Origin of the sequence: Brassicibacter mesophilus (assembly GCF_050433385.1) — a bacterium.
Classification (GTDB): Bacteria; Bacillota; Clostridia; order Tissierellales; family Proteiniboraceae; genus Brassicibacter; species Brassicibacter mesophilus.
On sequence record NZ_JBNPXI010000016.1, the window covers coordinates 36,381 to 54,261 of the forward strand.

18 protein-coding genes and 1 pseudogene are annotated in these 17,881 nt (G+C 32.6%); 3 read left to right on the top strand and 16 right to left on the bottom strand.

Annotated features, from left to right (window positions below; genetic code table 11):
- Nucleotides 1–10: 10 nt before the first annotated feature.
- Nucleotides 11–418, top strand: a pseudogene (locus HNR33_RS15440) (IS1595 family transposase); the annotation flags it as partial.
- An 88-nt stretch (nucleotides 419–506) separates the two neighbouring features.
- Nucleotides 507–971 (top strand): GyrI-like domain-containing protein, encoded by a 465-nt coding sequence (locus HNR33_RS15445; RefSeq protein WP_429084951.1) that lies wholly within the window; start codon nucleotides 507–509, stop codon nucleotides 969–971.
- 85 nt (nucleotides 972–1,056) lie between these two features.
- Here HNR33_RS15445 and HNR33_RS15450 read toward each other — a convergent pair whose 3' ends face one another.
- The 12 genes from HNR33_RS15450 to HNR33_RS15505 form a co-directional block, all read right to left on the bottom strand.
- Nucleotides 1,057–1,320, bottom strand: a complete 264-nt coding sequence (locus tag HNR33_RS15450) for a hypothetical protein (RefSeq protein WP_429084952.1) — start codon at nucleotides 1,318–1,320, stop codon at nucleotides 1,057–1,059.
- Nucleotides 1,321–1,509: 189 nt separating this feature from the next.
- Nucleotides 1,510–2,841 (bottom strand): sigma-54 interaction domain-containing protein, encoded by a 1,332-nt coding sequence (locus tag HNR33_RS15455; protein ID WP_429084954.1) that lies wholly within the window; start codon nucleotides 2,839–2,841, stop codon nucleotides 1,510–1,512.
- 73 nt (nucleotides 2,842–2,914) lie between these two features.
- A complete protein-coding gene (locus HNR33_RS15460; RefSeq protein ID WP_429084956.1) occupies nucleotides 2,915–3,046 on the bottom strand; it encodes a hypothetical protein in 132 nt (43 codons plus the stop codon).
- Between the two features lie 784 nt (nucleotides 3,047–3,830).
- A complete protein-coding gene (locus tag HNR33_RS15465; protein WP_429084957.1) occupies nucleotides 3,831–4,952 on the bottom strand; it encodes a 2-hydroxyacyl-CoA dehydratase subunit D in 1,122 nt (373 codons plus the stop codon).
- 17 nt (nucleotides 4,953–4,969) lie between these two features.
- Nucleotides 4,970–6,208, bottom strand: coding sequence for a 2-hydroxyacyl-CoA dehydratase subunit D (locus HNR33_RS15470; RefSeq protein WP_429084959.1), 1,239 nt, complete (start codon nucleotides 6,206–6,208; stop codon nucleotides 4,970–4,972).
- Nucleotides 6,205–7,002: an acyl-CoA dehydratase activase gene (locus HNR33_RS15475; protein WP_429084961.1), complete on the bottom strand. Its 798-nt coding sequence runs from the start codon at nucleotides 7,000–7,002 to the stop codon at nucleotides 6,205–6,207. The genes HNR33_RS15470 and HNR33_RS15475 overlap by 4 nt, the downstream gene beginning before the upstream one ends.
- A 442-nt stretch (nucleotides 7,003–7,444) precedes the next feature.
- Nucleotides 7,445–9,091 (bottom strand): class I adenylate-forming enzyme family protein, encoded by a 1,647-nt coding sequence (locus HNR33_RS15480; RefSeq protein WP_429084963.1) that lies wholly within the window; start codon nucleotides 9,089–9,091, stop codon nucleotides 7,445–7,447.
- A gap of 41 nt (nucleotides 9,092–9,132) precedes the next feature.
- Nucleotides 9,133–10,368: a CaiB/BaiF CoA transferase family protein gene (locus HNR33_RS15485; RefSeq protein ID WP_429084965.1), complete on the bottom strand. Its 1,236-nt coding sequence runs from the start codon at nucleotides 10,366–10,368 to the stop codon at nucleotides 9,133–9,135.
- Nucleotides 10,369–10,457: 89 nt separating this feature from the next.
- On the bottom strand, nucleotides 10,458–11,468 hold the full coding sequence (locus tag HNR33_RS15490) for an electron transfer flavoprotein subunit alpha/FixB family protein (RefSeq protein WP_429084967.1): 1,011 nt from the start codon (nucleotides 11,466–11,468) through the stop codon (nucleotides 10,458–10,460).
- Between the two features lie 12 nt (nucleotides 11,469–11,480).
- Nucleotides 11,481–12,278 (bottom strand): electron transfer flavoprotein subunit beta/FixA family protein, encoded by a 798-nt coding sequence (locus HNR33_RS15495; RefSeq protein ID WP_429084969.1) that lies wholly within the window; start codon nucleotides 12,276–12,278, stop codon nucleotides 11,481–11,483.
- 15 nt (nucleotides 12,279–12,293) lie between these two features.
- Entirely contained in the window at nucleotides 12,294–13,421 is a 1,128-nt protein-coding gene (locus HNR33_RS15500) for an acyl-CoA dehydrogenase family protein (RefSeq protein ID WP_429084970.1), read from the bottom strand.
- A 31-nt stretch (nucleotides 13,422–13,452) separates the two neighbouring features.
- Complete coding sequence (locus HNR33_RS15505) at nucleotides 13,453–14,592, bottom strand: hypothetical protein (RefSeq protein ID WP_429084971.1); 1,140 nt, start codon at nucleotides 14,590–14,592, stop codon at nucleotides 13,453–13,455.
- Between the two features lie 1,111 nt (nucleotides 14,593–15,703).
- On the opposite strand from HNR33_RS15505, the gene HNR33_RS15510 reads away from it, so the two are divergent.
- Nucleotides 15,704–16,069 (top strand): IS3 family transposase, encoded by a 366-nt coding sequence (locus HNR33_RS15510; protein WP_429084973.1) that lies wholly within the window; start codon nucleotides 15,704–15,706, stop codon nucleotides 16,067–16,069.
- 98 nt (nucleotides 16,070–16,167) lie between these two features.
- Here HNR33_RS15510 and HNR33_RS15515 read toward each other — a convergent pair whose 3' ends face one another.
- From HNR33_RS15515 to HNR33_RS15530, 4 genes are read right to left on the bottom strand one after another with little or no spacing between them, the layout of a single operon-like run.
- Nucleotides 16,168–16,674 carry an HAD-IIIA family hydrolase gene (locus HNR33_RS15515; protein ID WP_429084975.1) on the bottom strand — a complete coding sequence of 169 codons (507 nt, stop codon included), beginning with the start codon at nucleotides 16,672–16,674 and terminating at the stop codon, nucleotides 16,168–16,170.
- Nucleotides 16,675–16,699: 25 nt separating this feature from the next.
- The gene (locus HNR33_RS15520) at nucleotides 16,700–17,485 is read right to left on the bottom strand and encodes a CPBP family intramembrane glutamic endopeptidase (RefSeq protein ID WP_429084977.1); all 786 of its coding nucleotides are present in this window, start codon (nucleotides 17,483–17,485) and stop codon (nucleotides 16,700–16,702) included.
- A gap of 59 nt (nucleotides 17,486–17,544) precedes the next feature.
- Entirely contained in the window at nucleotides 17,545–17,691 is a 147-nt protein-coding gene (locus HNR33_RS15525) for a methyltransferase family protein (RefSeq protein WP_429084978.1), read from the bottom strand.
- 58 nt (nucleotides 17,692–17,749) lie between these two features.
- Nucleotides 17,750–17,872, bottom strand: a complete 123-nt coding sequence (locus HNR33_RS15530) for a hypothetical protein (protein ID WP_429085084.1) — start codon at nucleotides 17,870–17,872, stop codon at nucleotides 17,750–17,752.
- Nucleotides 17,873–17,881: the final 9 nt, after the last annotated feature.

Sequence of the window (17,881 nt, forward strand, 5' to 3'; positions counted from 1 at the left end):
CTATTTTACTGAACTTATATGTAAAGGAAGAATAAAGCATACAGATTTAGAAAGGCTCTTTACTGGTATGATTGATGATGAAGCCATCCTGTGTACTGACTCCCATAAGAGTTATATTAAATTCGCACAAAATTTAGGTATAGAACTTCAACAAATTAAACGTGGTAAGCATAAGGAAGATATATATCATATACAACATATTAACGCTTTTCATAGTAAACTCAAAAAGTGGATGAATAGGTTTAATGGTGTTGCAACTAAATACCTTGCTAACTATATGTATTGGTTTAAATGGCTTGAAATCTTCAATGCCAAGAAAGATACTATAAAGAGCAAAAGTTTATTGGTACAATCTTATACCTCTCATACTGACACAAAATTAAAGGATTTTAGGTTTAGAGAAGCAATATATGTATAACTTATGTAAGATATTTGTAATTATACAATTATCTGATGTATAATTAAATGAGAACATAAAGTCTTTAATATAATGGGAGGTTTGAAATATGGAAATAACAAAGTGTGTAAAAGAGTCGTTTTCGGTCATAGGTAAAGAAGGTTCTACAAATGACGGAAAAGGTTTTATTCAGAAATTATGGGCTGATGCTAATTCTAGTTTTGCAGAAGTGTCACCATTAGCGAAGAAAGATGAGAATGGAAATCTTCTTGGAATATGGGGTGCAATGTCCGATTTATCCCGCTCCTTTAATCCTTGGGAGGATAATTTCACAAAAGGACTTTACCTTGCAGGTGTTGAGGTTATGGACAATGCTCAAGCACCACAAGGTTGGATGAAATGGACAATTCCATCGTATGAGTATATTTATGTCAAGAATGAAAATCAAAATACATTTACCGAAGTTATAGAGTATTTGAAAGAAAACAATATCAAACTTGTGGGTGCAGTTCATGACTATACCTGTCCTGAAGATGGACAAGGATATATTTTTTTCCCAATACGAAGAGTATGAGAAAAATTTTTGTTCGTATTTTCATAAGATGTGGGTTAAGGGAACTTTTTAACGAGTTCCCTTAAAATATATCATATTATCAACACTATGCTTTAACAGAGCCTAATTTAATACCAAAGGTTTTTATCCATCCATATCTCAAGCTATAAATCTCATCATTGATATCTAAGACTTCAAACCTAGTAAATAGTAACCATTCTTGCTTCTGCTTGATAAAAATTCTAATCTTTTTTTCAATTTTCTGGGCAGAGGAAAAGAGCTCTTTAGTAATAATTTTACCTAACTTCTTTCTTACGGCTTTATAGATAGCAATTTCAAAACCAAAAGTATAATAAATGTTATAAATCAAATTACCTTATCCTAATCTCATCTTATAAAGCTAAAATATTTCATCTCTTAAAGTATAGTCAGATTATTTAATCTGCTGTTTTATGTACTTTATATCTTGATTTTAGATGAGATTAATTTGACATTTGTGGTATGGAATAATTTGCTAAGTAATATTTAGTATTAATTCACTACAATACTAACCTTTAATTTATAAATTATACTTCTTAAATTTACGAACTACCGTTGAATGATCAACTCCAATGGCTTCTGCCATTTGTCTTGTACTTGAAAATAATTTTTTCACATTAAATAAATATTCTTTCTCCATACGTTCCATATATTCATTTAATCTGTGCTTTGACATCTCTTTTCTATTTATATTATTATTAGAAGGAAAATCCAAAGTGTTTCCTTGACTTAATATCACCATTTTTTCTATCATATTCTTTAATTCACGTACATTCCCTGGCCAATCATACTGCTGCAATTGAATTAATGTATCTACTCCTAGCTTTTTTGTAATTCCATATTTACTCGTATAACGCTTTAAGAAATGTACAGCTAAGGGAATAATATCAGATTGTCTTTCTCGTAAAGGCGGAATATTAATAGTCACAACACTTAATCGATAATATAAGTCTTCTCTAAATTTATTCTTCTGAATTTGTTCTTTAATATTTTGATTCGTTGCTGCGATAATTCGAATATCAATAGGAACTTCTTCTACGCTACCTATAGGTGAATATACTCTGTTCTCCAAAACTCGCAAAAGTTTCACCTGCAAATATTGAGGTAATTCACCAATTTCATCCAGAAAAAGAGTTCCATTTTGTGCATAATGAAGAATTCCTTTCTTCCCTTCTTTTAATCCCCCTGTAAAGCTTCCTGGTGTATAACCAAATAGCTCAGACTCCATAAGTTCACCAGGTATTGCTCCGCAATTTAACGTAATAAATCGATGACTGGCTCTTGGACTATTTTTATGAATATAGCTAGCTACAACATCCTTACCAACTCCTGTCTCACCTAAAATTAATACACTTGCATCTACTTTGCTTACTGTCTTAGCCAAATCAATAACCTGTATCATCTCTGGAGAATTAGCTATAATTTCTTGATCACCGCATTTTATATCATTTGACGAATGAGCAATTTTTTCGTTTACTTCCATTAAGTTTTGATTTAAATTAACATAACTAGAAATATCCCTAACATTAGTAATTGTATACTCTAATTCACCATTTATTGAAAAAATTGGTTTTGAAACTGTAATAATCTCTACCCCATTTTTTTCATGGTGTACATGAGTATATGTACGTTGATATTTAATACAGGATAAACAAGTAGATTTAGTAATAATTCCTTTTGATACATATTCATCAATGTAATGACCTAAAATAGTTTTATCTAATTTCGTCATAATTAAATAGCTTGCATTTACATATAAAATTCTTCCTTCTGCATCACTAATCATTATCCCATCGTTGCTCTCATCTATGCATTTAATCATATTTTCGTTTGTAATAAAGTCGTTTTTCATTGGTTCTCTCCTTTCAAAAAACAAAAATTACAAATTGGGTATTTAAATATATCTATTATTTCTCTATTTCTATTTACCTGACATTGATAATAAAAAGAACTGCTACTCCTTGATGCAAAATATCATCAAGAATATCAATAACCTTCCAGCCTAATATATTTTCACTAAAAGATGTAATGACTTTCTCAACTTCGAAATGAGACATGTCCCCGCCTCCTCTCACAATTTTGTGCCTTATGTGCCCAATAAAATAGAAAGCATAGACGAAGCTACACATTTATACTCATAGTTTAATAATACCACCACAGTGCTTAATGTTGAAGTCCTAGATAAATATAATAGCCTTTCAAAGCAATTAACTCTCCAAAGCCTCACATGAGTGCTTTTATAAGCCACATCCCTTGCAGATAAATAGAGTAGATTATTCGAAAGTTTATCTATCTGACTCCATGTATATCCTTCCTTCATAAATATAGACTACTTCATTACTATATTCTCTAGCGATTTTTTATAAGCTTTATAAGCACTGAGAAGTATTTAACTGATCATCTAAAAATCTTCTTTTCATTATAATATTAAAGATTAGTATAAGAAAGGAATATATTACACTAATCTTTAATATTATATGATGAATTTACAAATAATTCTTAATATCCGAATTTCTTGTCATCTCTACAGTACGCTCTAACTAAAACATGATTTGCTCATGTCTCGTCGGAACTGATATATCCCATTGTACAAGACTTGATGGATATACAACACTTGTTATTTTTTGTATTATACAATTTTCTGAAGATCGGAATGGAAAACTGAATTTAATCGTACATCACTTCCATTCCTTCTTCAGAACATAATTTAATTGTAATTGCTCTTTTGTTTACATTTAAAAAATTTTAAGGTGAATTTTCTTACGTAACTAGATCTGCAACATATCTTGCAGAATCAGTGATTTTTAATTTTTTCAACAGAAAAATTTGTACAATAATTTATTAATCATCCATACTTTCTACAAAACCTTGCAACCTTGTATTAATTTGCTCAAAGGTTGTTGCTTGCTGGTCAACCTCAATTACCAATAAAGGAATATTTTCTTCTTTCATCTTTGACATGATAATTGGTACATCATATTCCTCCGGATCACAAAACTTCATTAGTGCCAATACCACTCCATCCGCTTTGAAATGATGCACTAAGTCAACTAAATGCTGAATACGTCGCTTATACGGATCAAAAGCCAAAGAACAAGCATTATGGTTTATCCATTGCCTTGCCAAGCTCTTTAGAGCATCGCCTGCAAAAGGCACGTCTGTTCTAAACTGTCTAGTTTCTTGTGCTAAATCATCTCCAACCACATCAATGCCTAATGCTTCAAAATGGCTAAGAATACCTTTAGGCTCTAGCATAATTCCAGAAACAATAACTCGTTTATTCTTAGAATGTTCTATCGGCTGTAGTCGAAGCTTCTCATTTAACTCCCGAAGATAGCATAAATACTCTTTTTTATCCATAAAATAAGATGCTTTGATAATTTGATGACGCACCATAGGGGAAATAGTAGTTGTATGCATGGTGGCAATTTCTGTGAATTCACGCATGACTAAGCGATAATCGTTGTAAAGAATTATGCTTTCTCTTAATGCTTTTTCGGTAATATCTACGTTTAAAATATCTTCTAATTTTTTAGTGATATATTTGTATTCATTTTCCAAAAATAATTCTGCACTTTTTACTCGTCTATTTTGTGGGTAAACAAAAGGAATAGCTGGACAAGTTCCCTTCCATTTCTGTCCAAAGCACTTTAGAGTATCGCACATTGCAGGAACTAAAACTGCTTTTAATATATCGTAAGTGCCTTTGGTTTCATATTCCATCACGGACTGCATTATTGAGCAAGCAAATGCCGGAAGGTAAGTTCTAGCTCTTCTAAGTTCAACCTCTCCTCCCCATAGCCCCACAGGTATACAATTTGCAGCATAGATTATTTCCTCTGGAGCATAAGGTGCGATCCAACCTACTGCATTTTTATGATTTCTTTCACAGGATTGTTTAACAGCTTTATCTGGTGAATCAGCTATTTGTATTAAATAATTAATAATTTGATTTATCTCCATTTTGTTCTCCTTTACTTTTAATCTTCAGAACTATTTTTTGAAGGAACCTTTTGACTCATCATTTCTACTAAAGCTTCGATGCGTGTTTCATATTGTGCCTTAGAATAATTTCTTGGATCAGCTTGGTCTCCATCAAAAGTCGTAATAGGAATATTTAAACTATCCTTCAACTCTTTTCCCACTTCATATTGAAGAAAATCGCACATTTTACAACTACGGTTCATATGCATAATTACACCGTCACACTTAGTTTCTTCAATAATACTTTTTCGAAGATTAATTTGACCATCTAAAGACAGATTATTTCCCATGCCCGTATATGCCTTTGCCATTTCAAAAAGATTTCCAGGTGTATACTCCAATGCCCAAGCCGATGGATACGTTGAACCTGTCATGTTGATTCTATGATTTTTCAGAACTTTATACGTATGGGACAAATATGGCCAGCATGCTATGCCATCCCACATAATTCTATATTTTTCCTCTGTATCCTTTAACCCACACTCACTCCTTGAAATCTTTTCTTCTAATTCCTCCTTTAACTTTCGAAACGTCATTCCACATTCTTCTTTTCCCCTCATACAAACAATTAACGCCATATAATTAAACATATCAAAACCACTTAAGGGCGAGGGACGCGCTGAACAAAGCATAGTAGCATCATACCAGTCTTTTGCGTTCTGTGCAGATATCTTCATTACTTCTTGAAATTTTTTTTCATCAAAAGGCTTATTGCAAATTACTTCTAATTGATGAATAATGTCATGAAATTGTGCTTCAACATATTTTATGTTTTCTTCGGTAATTTCTTTATCATGATTATATGGAACATCAACAATAAGCAAAGGTATATTCAATTCATAGGCAATATTTTCATACCATTTTAATAAAGTTTCACAGATATTGTTGCATAGTAAAACTAAGTCTGGCAACGGCAACTCTTCAGATACACATTGCTGTACATCCATGTAAGCTAAATTTGCTCTAGCATAACCACATATATCATTGGAGTATCCTTTTCGTTCTGCATATTCCAACAATTCTGGTGCTCCCTTACGTGCTGCAATTCCTACCACATGATTTTCAGGATAAACGGTATAAATCCCCATCGTTTCACAAAATTCACAGGGAGCAATGGAACTGGACCAACAAACTAAATCACCTCGTTCCTTGGCTTTTCTTGCATCCTCCATATTCTTAGCCACCAATATATTTAGCATTTCTTTTGAATTCATACTTTCATTGATAATACTCATATCCTACCCCTTTCTTGTCCAAACTCAACAGCAAAGAGCGTTGCACCAATTGCACCAATTAGCTGAGGTGTTTTCGCTACATAAACTTTTTGTTCTAAAACTCTTTCCAAAGCACGAACTACCCCTTGATTTTGTGCTACCCCGCCGGTTAGTGAAAAATCCTTTTCCATATTGGTTCGATATAACAGACCAAGTGCACGATTAACAATAGAATTATGTACGCCCCTGGCAACATCTTCTCGTTTAGCATCTTTGGATAATAATGAAATTACTTCCGATTCTGCAAATACAGTGCATGTACTACTTACCGTTGCCGGAGTGTGCGATAATTCATCTAAAGTACCTAATTCATCAATAGGTATCTCTAGTATACGTGCCATGACTTCCAAAAATCTTCCCGTTCCAGCTGCACACTTATCATTCATATAGAAACTTAATACTCTTCCTTTTTCATCAATAGAAATTGCTTTAACGTCTTGTCCCCCAATATCTAGAACAGTTCTTACGTTTTTAAAGACATAATTAATTCCCTTGGCATGACAACTTATTTCACTGAATTGTTTATCTGCATATTCAAGTGAATATCTGCCATATCCAGTAGCCACCGTATAGCTAACTTGCTCAACAGATAAGGTCGTTGTCGAAAACAACTCATCAATTACTTTTTTAGGTCCACTAGTTCCCGTTCCTAATTGCACCACACTTGTTTGAATAATCTCTCGATTTTCATTCATTAATACAGCTTTAGATGATGCTGAACCAATATCAACGCCTAAATAATAAGAAGTATCCATTCTACTTTACTCCTAACCATGAAGAAAGCACTATTTTCTAAACCTCAGAAGTACTTTCATAATATAATGTATTTAGGTTAATAAAGGCAACCTATAATCCTTTTTAAAACTGGCAATTATACAATTTAAACTGTATAATTTGTTTAAAAGATAGAATGACACTATTTTCTCCTTGAAACTTTGATATCGATTCTATTGATTCCAGAATCATTACTAGTATAATCCACTAAGGAAAATATCAGATGAATAATCTAGGTATAAAATCAGTAGTATGTTGAAAATTTAGACCTTTTTCTTCAAAGAACAAGGTGGATAGTGTTAAATACGGTTGGTGCTACCTTGCTTCTGTTATGGATATTAACAGAAGCAAAGTAGTTGGTTTGCTCTATGTCTAAAAATATAGCTACTAAACTAGCTATAAAAGCTTTAGAAAATGTATCTACTATATTGACATAGATTCAGTCATGTCCTCACATGATTTTGGTAATTCTAACATTTTTATTATCTTATTTTTTGCTAACTTTTTAATAGATACAAGATCAACTTTTCCTGTACTATTCATCGGAAACTTATCTAGCTGAAAAACAAAATTTGGTGTCTTATAGTTAGCAAGATGATTTTTAACAAATGCTTTTAACCCATCAACATCAATTTTTTTATCTGGTTTCATTATTATTAAAGCAGTAATTTCTTCCTGAACAGCAGTATCTACATCTACTCCTACAACTTTAACATTAAGAATATCCTCACTATAGTGTTCTATAACGCATTCAATTTCACTTGGAGAAATATTTTCTCCGCCCCGAACAATCATATCACTCATTCGTCCACAAAAATAAAAATAATCATCTTTATCGCGATACCCAACATCATCGGTTTTAAGCCAACCGTCATAAGTATACTTTTCCAGATCCTTTTGATGCATATTATAATACCCCTTCATTATACAAAAACCTTTTGTCTGGATTTCCCCTTTAACATTCACATCACACTCACAATTGGCTTCATTGTCCCAAATACGTATTTCTATATTTGGAATTGCCTTACCTATCGCTTCTGATTTTAGCATAGTGTCATCATTATAGTCTGACAAAGTAATTAAAGGTGACGTTTCCGTCTGCCCGTATCCTATTTGTAAATGAGGAATATCTACCTTTGAAACAAACTCACGATATTTCTCACCCGTTATGCCTGAGCCTGCTAAAATACCAGAGTTCCATGATGAAATATTGCAATTACCAAAGTTTGGATTCTGAACTAAAAGCATTAACATAGAAGGAACCACATTGAATGCTGTAACACTATACTTCTCTATGAGTTCCATAGCTTGGTCCGGTTTATATTTACGCATTATTATTGTAGGCATCGCAACCATTAATCCCAATAATAATCCACATGTCATCCCTGAGCAGTGGAATATTGGCATACCAATCAGCATAATATCTTTATTTTTATTCCATCGCATTAAATCTGATAATATTCTTGCATCATTAAGTATACTATAGTATGATAGTAAAACACCTTTAGGTAGTTGTGTACTTCCAGAAGTAAAAAGCATACAAGCTGTATCTTCAGTTGTAACCAATCTCTTGGCTTTATTAAGTTTTTCCATGGTTTGCCATCCTATGGCATCATCGGACTTCTGTAATTCAATAGCTTCATTAAATATACTTATAATACTAAAGTAATCTTTTAACTTAGGAAGATTCTTCTTAACTTTGTTAATAACTCCTAAGTAATCAATAGAGCCCGTAGATTCTCCATAGAACAAATATTCAATATCAGCATAAGATAAAACATTTTTCATTTCTAAATGCTTATACGAATAATTAAAAACAGCTGTAACTGCACCAATTTTCATTGCTGCGTATATGATACAAACCTGTTGGATAGAATTAATGCTCCAAACCCCCACATGTGTACCTTTTTGAATATTTTTTTTTAGCATCATTTCTGCTATGCTGTCAGTAATTTGATCCACTTGTTTCCAATTATAGCTGACATCATCAAAAATATAGGCTACATCCTCAGGATAATCTTCTGCATTTTTTTTCAACACATCTGAAAGAGTAACATTCAACAAATCCATTTTATCCTCCTTGCTCGATAAACACAGTCAGCTTATTAAAATTATTTTTCTTGATCAGCATGTAGATGCTTCTCAATTAGAATGCCTTTTGATATCATTTCTTGAATTTGTGCTTCGCTATATCCAAGTTCAACTAAAATTTTTGAAGATTGCTCACCTAAGAATGGAGCACGATTTCTCGGAGGGAGTGTAATACCGCCAAATTTAGCAGGTGTAGCACTCTCGATATATTGATCACCATTAGGCTGAGTAAACTTAGACAAGTATAAATTGTCCTTTGCTTGTTGAGATTCTAATATTTCATAAACATTACATACTATAGAATGAGGTATATCATTTTCTCTTAAAATTTCATCTAGCTCATCTCGAGTAAATTTCATGAAACCTTCACTAATAATTTGAACAATTTTTCTACAATTTTCATTTCCCTTAGCAAATGTATTATATTCTGGATTTTCAATTAGCTCTTCTCGACCTATAATCTTCATGAAATATGGAAAATAACGTTCATACTCATGACAGCACACCATTATCCACTTATCATCTTTACATTTATAGGTATTATTCAATGGAGTATTCTCAAGACGACTCTTTGGATATTTATCTAAATCACTACACTGAATCGAAAGTATAGGCTCTAACATATTGTAAATAGCCTGTCCATAAAGCGATACAACAATTTTACTACCTTCTTCAGTACATTTCTGCTTGTATAGTGCAGCACATACTGCAGCAGCCATAGTGCTAGCAGTAGAATTATCCCCAAATGAACTTGGAGGAATCACAGGAGCTGTATTTTTTTCCATAGAAGCAATCATTGCACCTCCTAATGCCCAGAAGCAAACATTATCAAACCCTGGATCATTAGCCATTGATCCACCTTCTCCAAATCCAGTCATATGTGCATAGATAAGTCTAGGATATTTACCATGAAGGGTGTTATAATCTAATCCTAACTTCTCAAGAGCACGACCACGAGTATTAGTTAGAAAAACATCAGCATTTGCCAATAATTTATCCATTACCTCCTTACCTTCAAGAGTTTTCAAGTCCAACGCAATGCTTTTTTTATTGGCATTATGAACATCGTAAGTAATGTATTTCATTCCAGGCAAAGGAACCGCATAACGTGTCGTATCTCCTTTCGGTACAGCTTCCACCTTAACTATGTCAGCACCCCAGTCAGCTAATATACGTCCAGCTGAAGGTGCTGCTACGTACGTTGTTAATTCAACTATTTTCACATCCTCTAGTAGATTATATGGATTATTACTCATAATTCATTTCTCCTTATATAATGTATTTAGGTCAATAAAGGTAACCTATAATCCTTTTTTAAAACTGATTAATTTTTAATAGTTAGCCTTTAATTATTTTTGTATTTTTTTAATTCTTCAATAAATTGTGGTATAACTTCAAAAAGATCTCCTACAATTCCATAATCCGCAACTTTAAATATAGGTGCATCTGGATCTTTATTGATTGCAATAATAATATCTGAACCTGACATTCCTGCTAAGTGCTGAATTGCTCCAGATATTCCACAAGCTATATATATTTTAGGAGCTACCGTTTTTCCGGTTTGTCCTACTTGATGAGCATGTGGTATCCAGTCACTATCTACTGCTGCTCTAGATGAGCCTACTGCCGCTCCCAATACTTCAGCTAATTCTCGAATGTAAGAGAAGTTTTCCGCTTTTCCTAGCCCGCGTCCTCCAGAGACAATAAATTCTGCATCTTCTAAATTTACTTCTGAGGATACTTCTTTGATAGCTTCGTGTATTCGAGTTCGAATGTTTTCTTCCGGAATTGAAATGTCTTCTTGAATAATTTTTCCGTCTACTTCCTCATTTCGTAATGGCTTTTTGTATACACCAGGTCGAACTGTTCCCATTTGAGGACGACGATCTGGACATTCGATTTTCGCCATAAGGTTTCCACCAAATGCTGGACGTATCCAAGTTACATTATTGCTTTCTTGGTTGAACTCAATACTAGTGCAGTCTGCAGTTAACCCTGTCCTTAGCTTACAAGCTACTCGTGGTCCAAAGTCTCTTCCATTACTTGTTGCCCCAATTAAGATAGTATTTGGCTTATATTTGTCAACTAGTCGTGTAAAGCATAAATAAACTGCATCAGTTAAGTACCTATTATATACAGGATTATCAACTAATATAACTTCATCTGCTCCATACTCTAAGGCTTCTTTCGCTACTTTTTGTACATGATGTCCAATTACAACGGCAACTAATTTTTCTCCTAATGCATCGGCGATTTCTCTGCCTGGACGTAATAATTCAAATCCTACTTTTTTTTCTTTTCCATCTTCGGTTTCAACATAAATCCACACATTTTTATATTCTGAATTCACACTCATGATTTGCCTCCTTTACAGTACTTTAGAATCTACTAGTAATGACATTAAAGTTTTTATAGATTTTTCTACTGTTTCTTGTTGAATAATTACGCCATTTTTAGATCGTACTGGTGTATAGGTTTTCTTTACCTTTGTCGGAGAACCTTTTAATCCACATTTTTCTATGTTTATGGATACATCTTTTGAGGTCAGCACTGGAATTTCTGCTCTATTAGCAGCCATTTTGCTTTTTATGGTAGCATATCTTGGCTCAAATTCCGTTTTGGATACTGTAATTACTGCCGGAGTTTGCACTTCAATCCAATCATATCCTTGATCATTGTCTCTTTTGATTAGGGTTTGGGCATGCTCCTGTTTGATGTCGGTTGCATAGGTCACTTGCGGTAACCCTAGGTGTTCTGCAATTTCTGGTCCCACTTGCCCAGTATCTCCATCTATCGCTTGCATTCCACAAAAGATTAAATCAAATGCACCTTTCTTTTGCTCCAAAAACCGAATGTAAGTGGATAAAATATAACTTGTAGCTAAAGTGTCAGATCCCCCAAAAACTCGATCACTGATTAGATATGCTTCATCTGCCCCTATAGATAAGCATTCTTTTAAAGCTGTTTTTGCTTGTTCTGGCCCCATAGAAATTACTGTAATATTTCCGCCTTCCTTTTCTTTTAGCTGAACAGCTAATTCTAGAGCATAAGCATCAAAGGTATTTACAATACTAGGCACACCTTGACGTATAAGAGTATTAGTTACAGGATCAATCTTGATTTCCGTCGTATCAGGAACCTGTTTCACACAAACTAAAATATTCATTTAAATCCCTCCTATTTAATGCAGCATTATACCTGAAATGACAACACGTTGTATTTGATTTGTTCCTTCGTATATCTGAAGAATTTTTGCATCTCTCATCATTTTTTCTATAGGATATTCTTTCATATAGCCATATCCGCCAAATATTTGTAATGCATCACACGTCACGTTCATGGCAGTATCTGCTCCCATCACTTTGCTCATAGCAGAGTAAATCGAATAATTTTCTCCATCATCTATCAACTCTGCAGTATGGTATACCAACTGACGAGCCGCTTCTGTATGAATTTGCATGTCCGCAAGCATAAACTGCAATCCTTGCTTAGAGGCAATTGGTTTGCCGAATTGGACACGTTCTTTGGAGTATTTTACCGCTTCATCAATAGCTCTTTGTGCTAGTCCAACACCAGTAGCTCCAACGAAAGGACGAGAAGTATCTAATGTTTTCATTGCATAAACAAATCCTTTACCTTCTTCTCCAATTAAATGATCTTTTGGAATTCTACATTCATTAAAAATTACCTCAGTAGTATTCGATAATCGGATTCCCATTTTGTCTTCATGTTTTCCAATAGATACACCTGGACGATCTCTTTCCACAAAAAATGCTGATAAACCATTTGTCCCCTTCGATAAATCAGTAGACGCAAATACGCTGTATACTCCAGCTATTCCCCCATTGGTGATAAAACATTTTGTTCCACTTAATACATATTCATCTCCTTCTAAATGGGCTTTTGTACTTACCGAAGCTGCATCAGAGCCAGCATTTGGTTCTGTCAGGCAAAAAGCAGCTAATTTCCCAGATACAAGGATATCAAAGTATTGTTTTTTTTGTTCGGCAGTTCCAAATAAATTTATCGTACTACATGCAGAATTATTTGCTCCAATAGCTGAAGCAAGTCCACAATCATATCTGCCTAATGTCTCCGCAATATACACTTCGGTTTTTCGATCCACCATAGCTCCACCATATTCTTCAGGTACCTCTAACAAGTGAATTCCCATATCTAAAATATCTTTATAAATTTTTTCAGGAAATTCACCGGAAGCATCAAATTCTCCCACCACTGGAGCTACTTCTTTTTCCATGTAACTTTCCACTAATTCTCGTAAATCTTTCATTTCATTTGTAATTTGCATAATAATCCTCCCTGTTCTTGAAAATATTCAACTAATTATTACAATTATTTTTTTTATATTTCTTATTTCGAAAATGTCCATACGTCAAGGATGGCAAAATCACCAAGAAAATTCCAATGTAACCAAAGTAAGAATATCCTACAGCAATAATCTTTGTTAATCCTGCTGAAGAAACTATCATAGAAATCAAAATTATTATTATACCTATAGCCAAAGATAAAGATTTTTTATTATTTGCAATTTTAAGACCCTTTTCAATAGAAAGGCGACTAAATAGCATTATATTCCCATAAACTACAGCAACTGCAGTAGATAGAAATGCACTAAATAAAGCAATAGAATAAATTACAACTAAATATCCTCCGCCCATTAATTTTGTAGCAGCTAATATTGGTAAAGTTTCTTTTGCAACATCGGGCATATACGCTTGAATTAATAATACAGTTAATGCAATCATCACTCCATTAATAACAAACCCAATTGCTGTTACTTTTGTACAATCTTCGTCTGTTTTTGTTAATGAAGTTGCACCTAAAAGACCTAAAAATGCAAAACATTGAAATCCAGCATAACTTAAGGCCTTCCAAACTCCTTTCCAAAATGTTGATCCTCCAACAGATAGAGATAAGTTTTGCTGTAAAATCACACTATTTTTGCCTATTCCCTGAATGCAAATTAATAAAAAAGAAGCAACTATTAATACAGTTAAAACAGAAGATGCTTTACTAACCAAATTTGATCCAAACATACTTAATAATAGTGTCAATATACCAATAATTAATACAGATAAAAAATATGTGATCCCAAAGACTTGAGTTAATAATGCTGCGGCTCCAGCAATAGATGCACTAACTGCCAACATTCCTGCCATTATATAGCAAATGTCATAAATTGGAGATAAAATTTTATTGTATGGTTGAAATAATACTTTGCCAAATGAGTGGTAATCGTAAGCATTATAATGGCGGGCCATAATCATGTTTTCACGATAAGTTAATCCTACGACAACCATCGATAATACAGCAAATAGTGCTGCATACTTACCATATTGAATAAAGAAACTCATTGTTTGACTCCCGCTAGCAAAACCACCTCCTACATGTGCTCCAAACCATACAGATGCAATACTAAATACTCCAGCCCATGCTAGTCCCTTTTTTTCTTTGCTCATCTTTATTCTCCTTATCAATATATTTAGGTTATTAAAGGAAACCTATAATCCTTTGTTAAATAATAAACAAATAATTTTAAATATATAATAAATTTATTAGATAGAGTTACACCATACTCTCTTTGAGCCCAAGATTTTGTCGTGAAAAAAAGTGGTGCCTCTGTCTGATAAATAGCTATAAATAAGTTACATATTAACTTCTTTTAGAATATTTTACATATAAAATACAGTAGTAACGTTTTCCAATGTTTTTAGAAAACATCAAAAATATTTTTTGATTCTATCTTCTCCTCATAATTTTGAAGAAGTTACTTTACAACAACTTAATGAGTGACCTTCAAATATTTGTAATAAAATTTTTACCATTCAAAACTTGAATGAGATATTTGGTTTTACTTTTCTTGAAATGATACTCCATGTGTAATTCACCAATAAAATCTTTTTTTTTGTTTTCTTGCTTAAATATTGAACAAGTCTTTTGTCCTCAATAGGAATCAATACCTATATCATTTTTTTTATTTTCCCATTGTTTTTAATAATTGATCTTTCAAAATATTTATTATTTAGCACCTAATTATTATATGAGCAATTTTCATGCCAATTATCTAAACCTCTAAAAATGGCCTTTTCTTTCATTTTTATTAAATTATTAACAAAAATCGGTGCACAAATGCCACTCCATATACAAAAGCGGTGTATTAATGCACCACTTTTGTTTGTATATCAAGGTTAAAAATTTAATTATTTCTTTTTATATTCAAAAACTTAAATTTATTTATAAATAATAAATTGGTATATCCTATTAATTCATTAGAATACTTAACATAGATAACTTTTTAAAAATAAATCATCCATTTATTCATTTCCGTCTTATCTTACTTCTTAAGTATTTTATATTCCATTTAGTTTTTTCTATAGATTTTATATAATCGGGAATCATCTTCAATAGAAAGACCTAATTTACTTAATCAAATATTTCAGACTGATGGCAGGAACAAAATTGGGGTTGGCGACATCACATGTGCGCCGACTAAGAAAGGTGTGCTTGTATTTAGCTGTATTTCTAGATACTTATTCACGCAAAGTATATGGATAGCCCATGGGCAGGAAAATGAAGAACAGCCTTGTAATTGATGTATTCATGCAGGCCAGGCTTATGGGAGTGAACATCCCGATAAAGGACTTATCGTTCATACGGGTCAAAACTCTCAGTTTACCGGCGGTAACTTTCGGACGCTATTACACACACGGAGCTATGTCAAGTGTTAGTAGAAAAAGTAATCCATACGATAACTCATTAATGGAATCATTTTATAGAACAATAAAGAAAGAGCTTATTCAGTATGCCAACTTTGAAGCATCTGAACAAGCTCAGCATGAAATATTTAAATATATTGAATTATACTATAACACTAAAAGAATGAATTCCTCTCTTGGGTATCTTTCCCCTACGCAATTTGAGAAGATGAATTCATAAAATTTACTTAACTTTTTGTCAAGTTTTTGTTGACAGTTCCAAACTTTTGGGGTGCACTTCAAATTAGGAGGTATTTTCAAACTTACTATTTTACTGAACTATAAATATTCACCTATATATTTTAGTGAATCAATTGTAACTACTTTCTCTTCTTCATCCTTTAATTTAATGCCAAAGGTTTTTATACCTAAGCTTTTTCCTAATTGAATATCACACATAGAGTCGCCAATAATAAAGCTTTCATCTAGGTTGATATCTGCATATTTCTCTAAAGCCATTTTTATCATGCCATCTTTGGGCTTCATACAGTTACAACCCTCCTCTTTAGTGTGTGGACAATAAAATATATCTAGTATTTCAACTCTATTTTCTATTAGCTTGTTAATAAATTTTATAGTAAACTCTTGATATTGTGATAGTGTTATAATCTCTTCATTTATTATGTATTGATTTGTTATAATAATAATTTGAAATCCTTTCTCGATAATAGCTTTAAGTGCGTCTATGGCTCCTTCTATGAAAACAGGTTCAGATACATGCCTCCATAAGCTATCTTCATAATCTTCTATTATTGTTCCATCTCTATCTAAAAAAGCAATTTTCAAAGAATTCACCTATCCTTTACGATATCTAAGCTATCAAACCACCAGCAACATAAATCATCAGAATATTAAAGCCTGAATGAGCTATTATGCAGCTTTCTAAACCATATTTTTTATAGATAGCTCCTAGAGCTAATCCTACAGGAAATATTTGAACAAACTTGACCCATTCAGGATCTAATGTATTTGCATGTGCTAAGGCCCATAGTATCGAAGATGCCACTATTGTAATCCAATATTTATTTTCACCAAGCTTAAACTGAACTGCTAAATAGTTAGGTATTACAAAACGAAATATTATTTCCTCTGCTATAACAACACCTATAAATAATAGTATAATATCTACTGATAATGTACCACCTAAATCTGTAACAACATCTCCATTATCAATAGATCTTTTGATTGCTTCCGAGGCACTTGGCGTTGTAAGCTTAAATAGTATATATGAAAACCCTACTGAGCCAATAATTACAGCTATTGTACTAAGTGTATAACTTTTTATGCTTATTTTTTCAGTAGTATTATCTCGAAAAACTTTTCTCAATAAGGGCATATCTCTAAAGCCTAACTTTGAACATAGGTGCATCCCTATGCATGTATATATGGCAAGTTTAACATAGGGAATTATTAGCATGGGTATTGAAGATACATCAATTCCACCACCGAAAGCAGTTAAAACAATGTATACTCCTAACACAAATATACCATATTTTATGTAAGAATTTACTTCTTTAAAGTTTGAAAAATAGTATACTAATAACGCAATACCTATTATAAAATTAAAAAGTAAACTAATAACAGCAAAACCGCTCATTTTTATCCTCCTAGTCTAATTCTGACTATCACCAAACTCTATTAGTGTTAGTAATGATTTTATATATATCGTCTAACTTTCTTCATATATCTCTTATAATCATTACCAAACTCTTTAATACACCATCTTTCCTCATATAAAATAATCCAATGTACTGCAAGCTGGAATATTATTAATGAAATAAACAGTACAAATGAACCTGACAATAGTGAGCAACCTAAAAAATATATGAAATATGCTACATACATAGGATTTCTGGAAATCTTATATAATCCATTGTTGTTTATTCCGTTTTTTCAATGAAATAAACAGTACAAATGAACCTGACAATAGTGAGCAACCTAAAAAATATATGAAATATGCTACATACATAGGATTTCTGGAAATCTTATATAA

Excerpts from the sequence above, each read along its gene's own strand:
- HNR33_RS15445 (WP_429084951.1), top strand. The coding sequence starts at position 507 with ATGGAAATAACAAAGTGTGTAAAAGAGTCGTTTTCGGTCATAGGTAAA.
- HNR33_RS15455 (WP_429084954.1), bottom strand. The coding sequence starts at position 2,841 with ATGAAAAACGACTTTATTACAAACGAAAATATGATTAAATGCATAGAT.
- HNR33_RS15460 (WP_429084956.1), bottom strand. The coding sequence starts at position 3,046 with ATGTCTCATTTCGAAGTTGAGAAAGTCATTACATCTTTTAGTGAAAAT.
- HNR33_RS15465 (WP_429084957.1), bottom strand. The coding sequence starts at position 4,952 with ATGGAGATAAATCAAATTATTAATTATTTAATACAAATAGCTGATTCA.
- HNR33_RS15470 (WP_429084959.1), bottom strand. The coding sequence starts at position 6,208 with ATGAGTATTATCAATGAAAGTATGAATTCAAAAGAAATGCTAAATATA.
- HNR33_RS15475 (WP_429084961.1), bottom strand. The coding sequence starts at position 7,002 with ATGGATACTTCTTATTATTTAGGCGTTGATATTGGTTCAGCATCATCT.
- HNR33_RS15480 (WP_429084963.1), bottom strand. The coding sequence starts at position 9,091 with ATGGATTTGTTGAATGTTACTCTTTCAGATGTGTTGAAAAAAAATGCA.
- HNR33_RS15485 (WP_429084965.1), bottom strand. The coding sequence starts at position 10,368 with ATGAGTAATAATCCATATAATCTACTAGAGGATGTGAAAATAGTTGAA.
- HNR33_RS15490 (WP_429084967.1), bottom strand. The coding sequence starts at position 11,468 with ATGAGTGTGAATTCAGAATATAAAAATGTGTGGATTTATGTTGAAACC.
- HNR33_RS15495 (WP_429084969.1), bottom strand. The coding sequence starts at position 12,278 with ATGAATATTTTAGTTTGTGTGAAACAGGTTCCTGATACGACGGAAATC.
- HNR33_RS15500 (WP_429084970.1), bottom strand. The coding sequence starts at position 13,421 with ATGCAAATTACAAATGAAATGAAAGATTTACGAGAATTAGTGGAAAGT.
- HNR33_RS15505 (WP_429084971.1), bottom strand. The coding sequence starts at position 14,592 with ATGAGCAAAGAAAAAAAGGGACTAGCATGGGCTGGAGTATTTAGTATT.
- HNR33_RS15510 (WP_429084973.1), top strand. The coding sequence starts at position 15,704 with ATGAAGAACAGCCTTGTAATTGATGTATTCATGCAGGCCAGGCTTATG.
- HNR33_RS15520 (WP_429084977.1), bottom strand. The coding sequence starts at position 17,485 with ATGAGCGGTTTTGCTGTTATTAGTTTACTTTTTAATTTTATAATAGGT.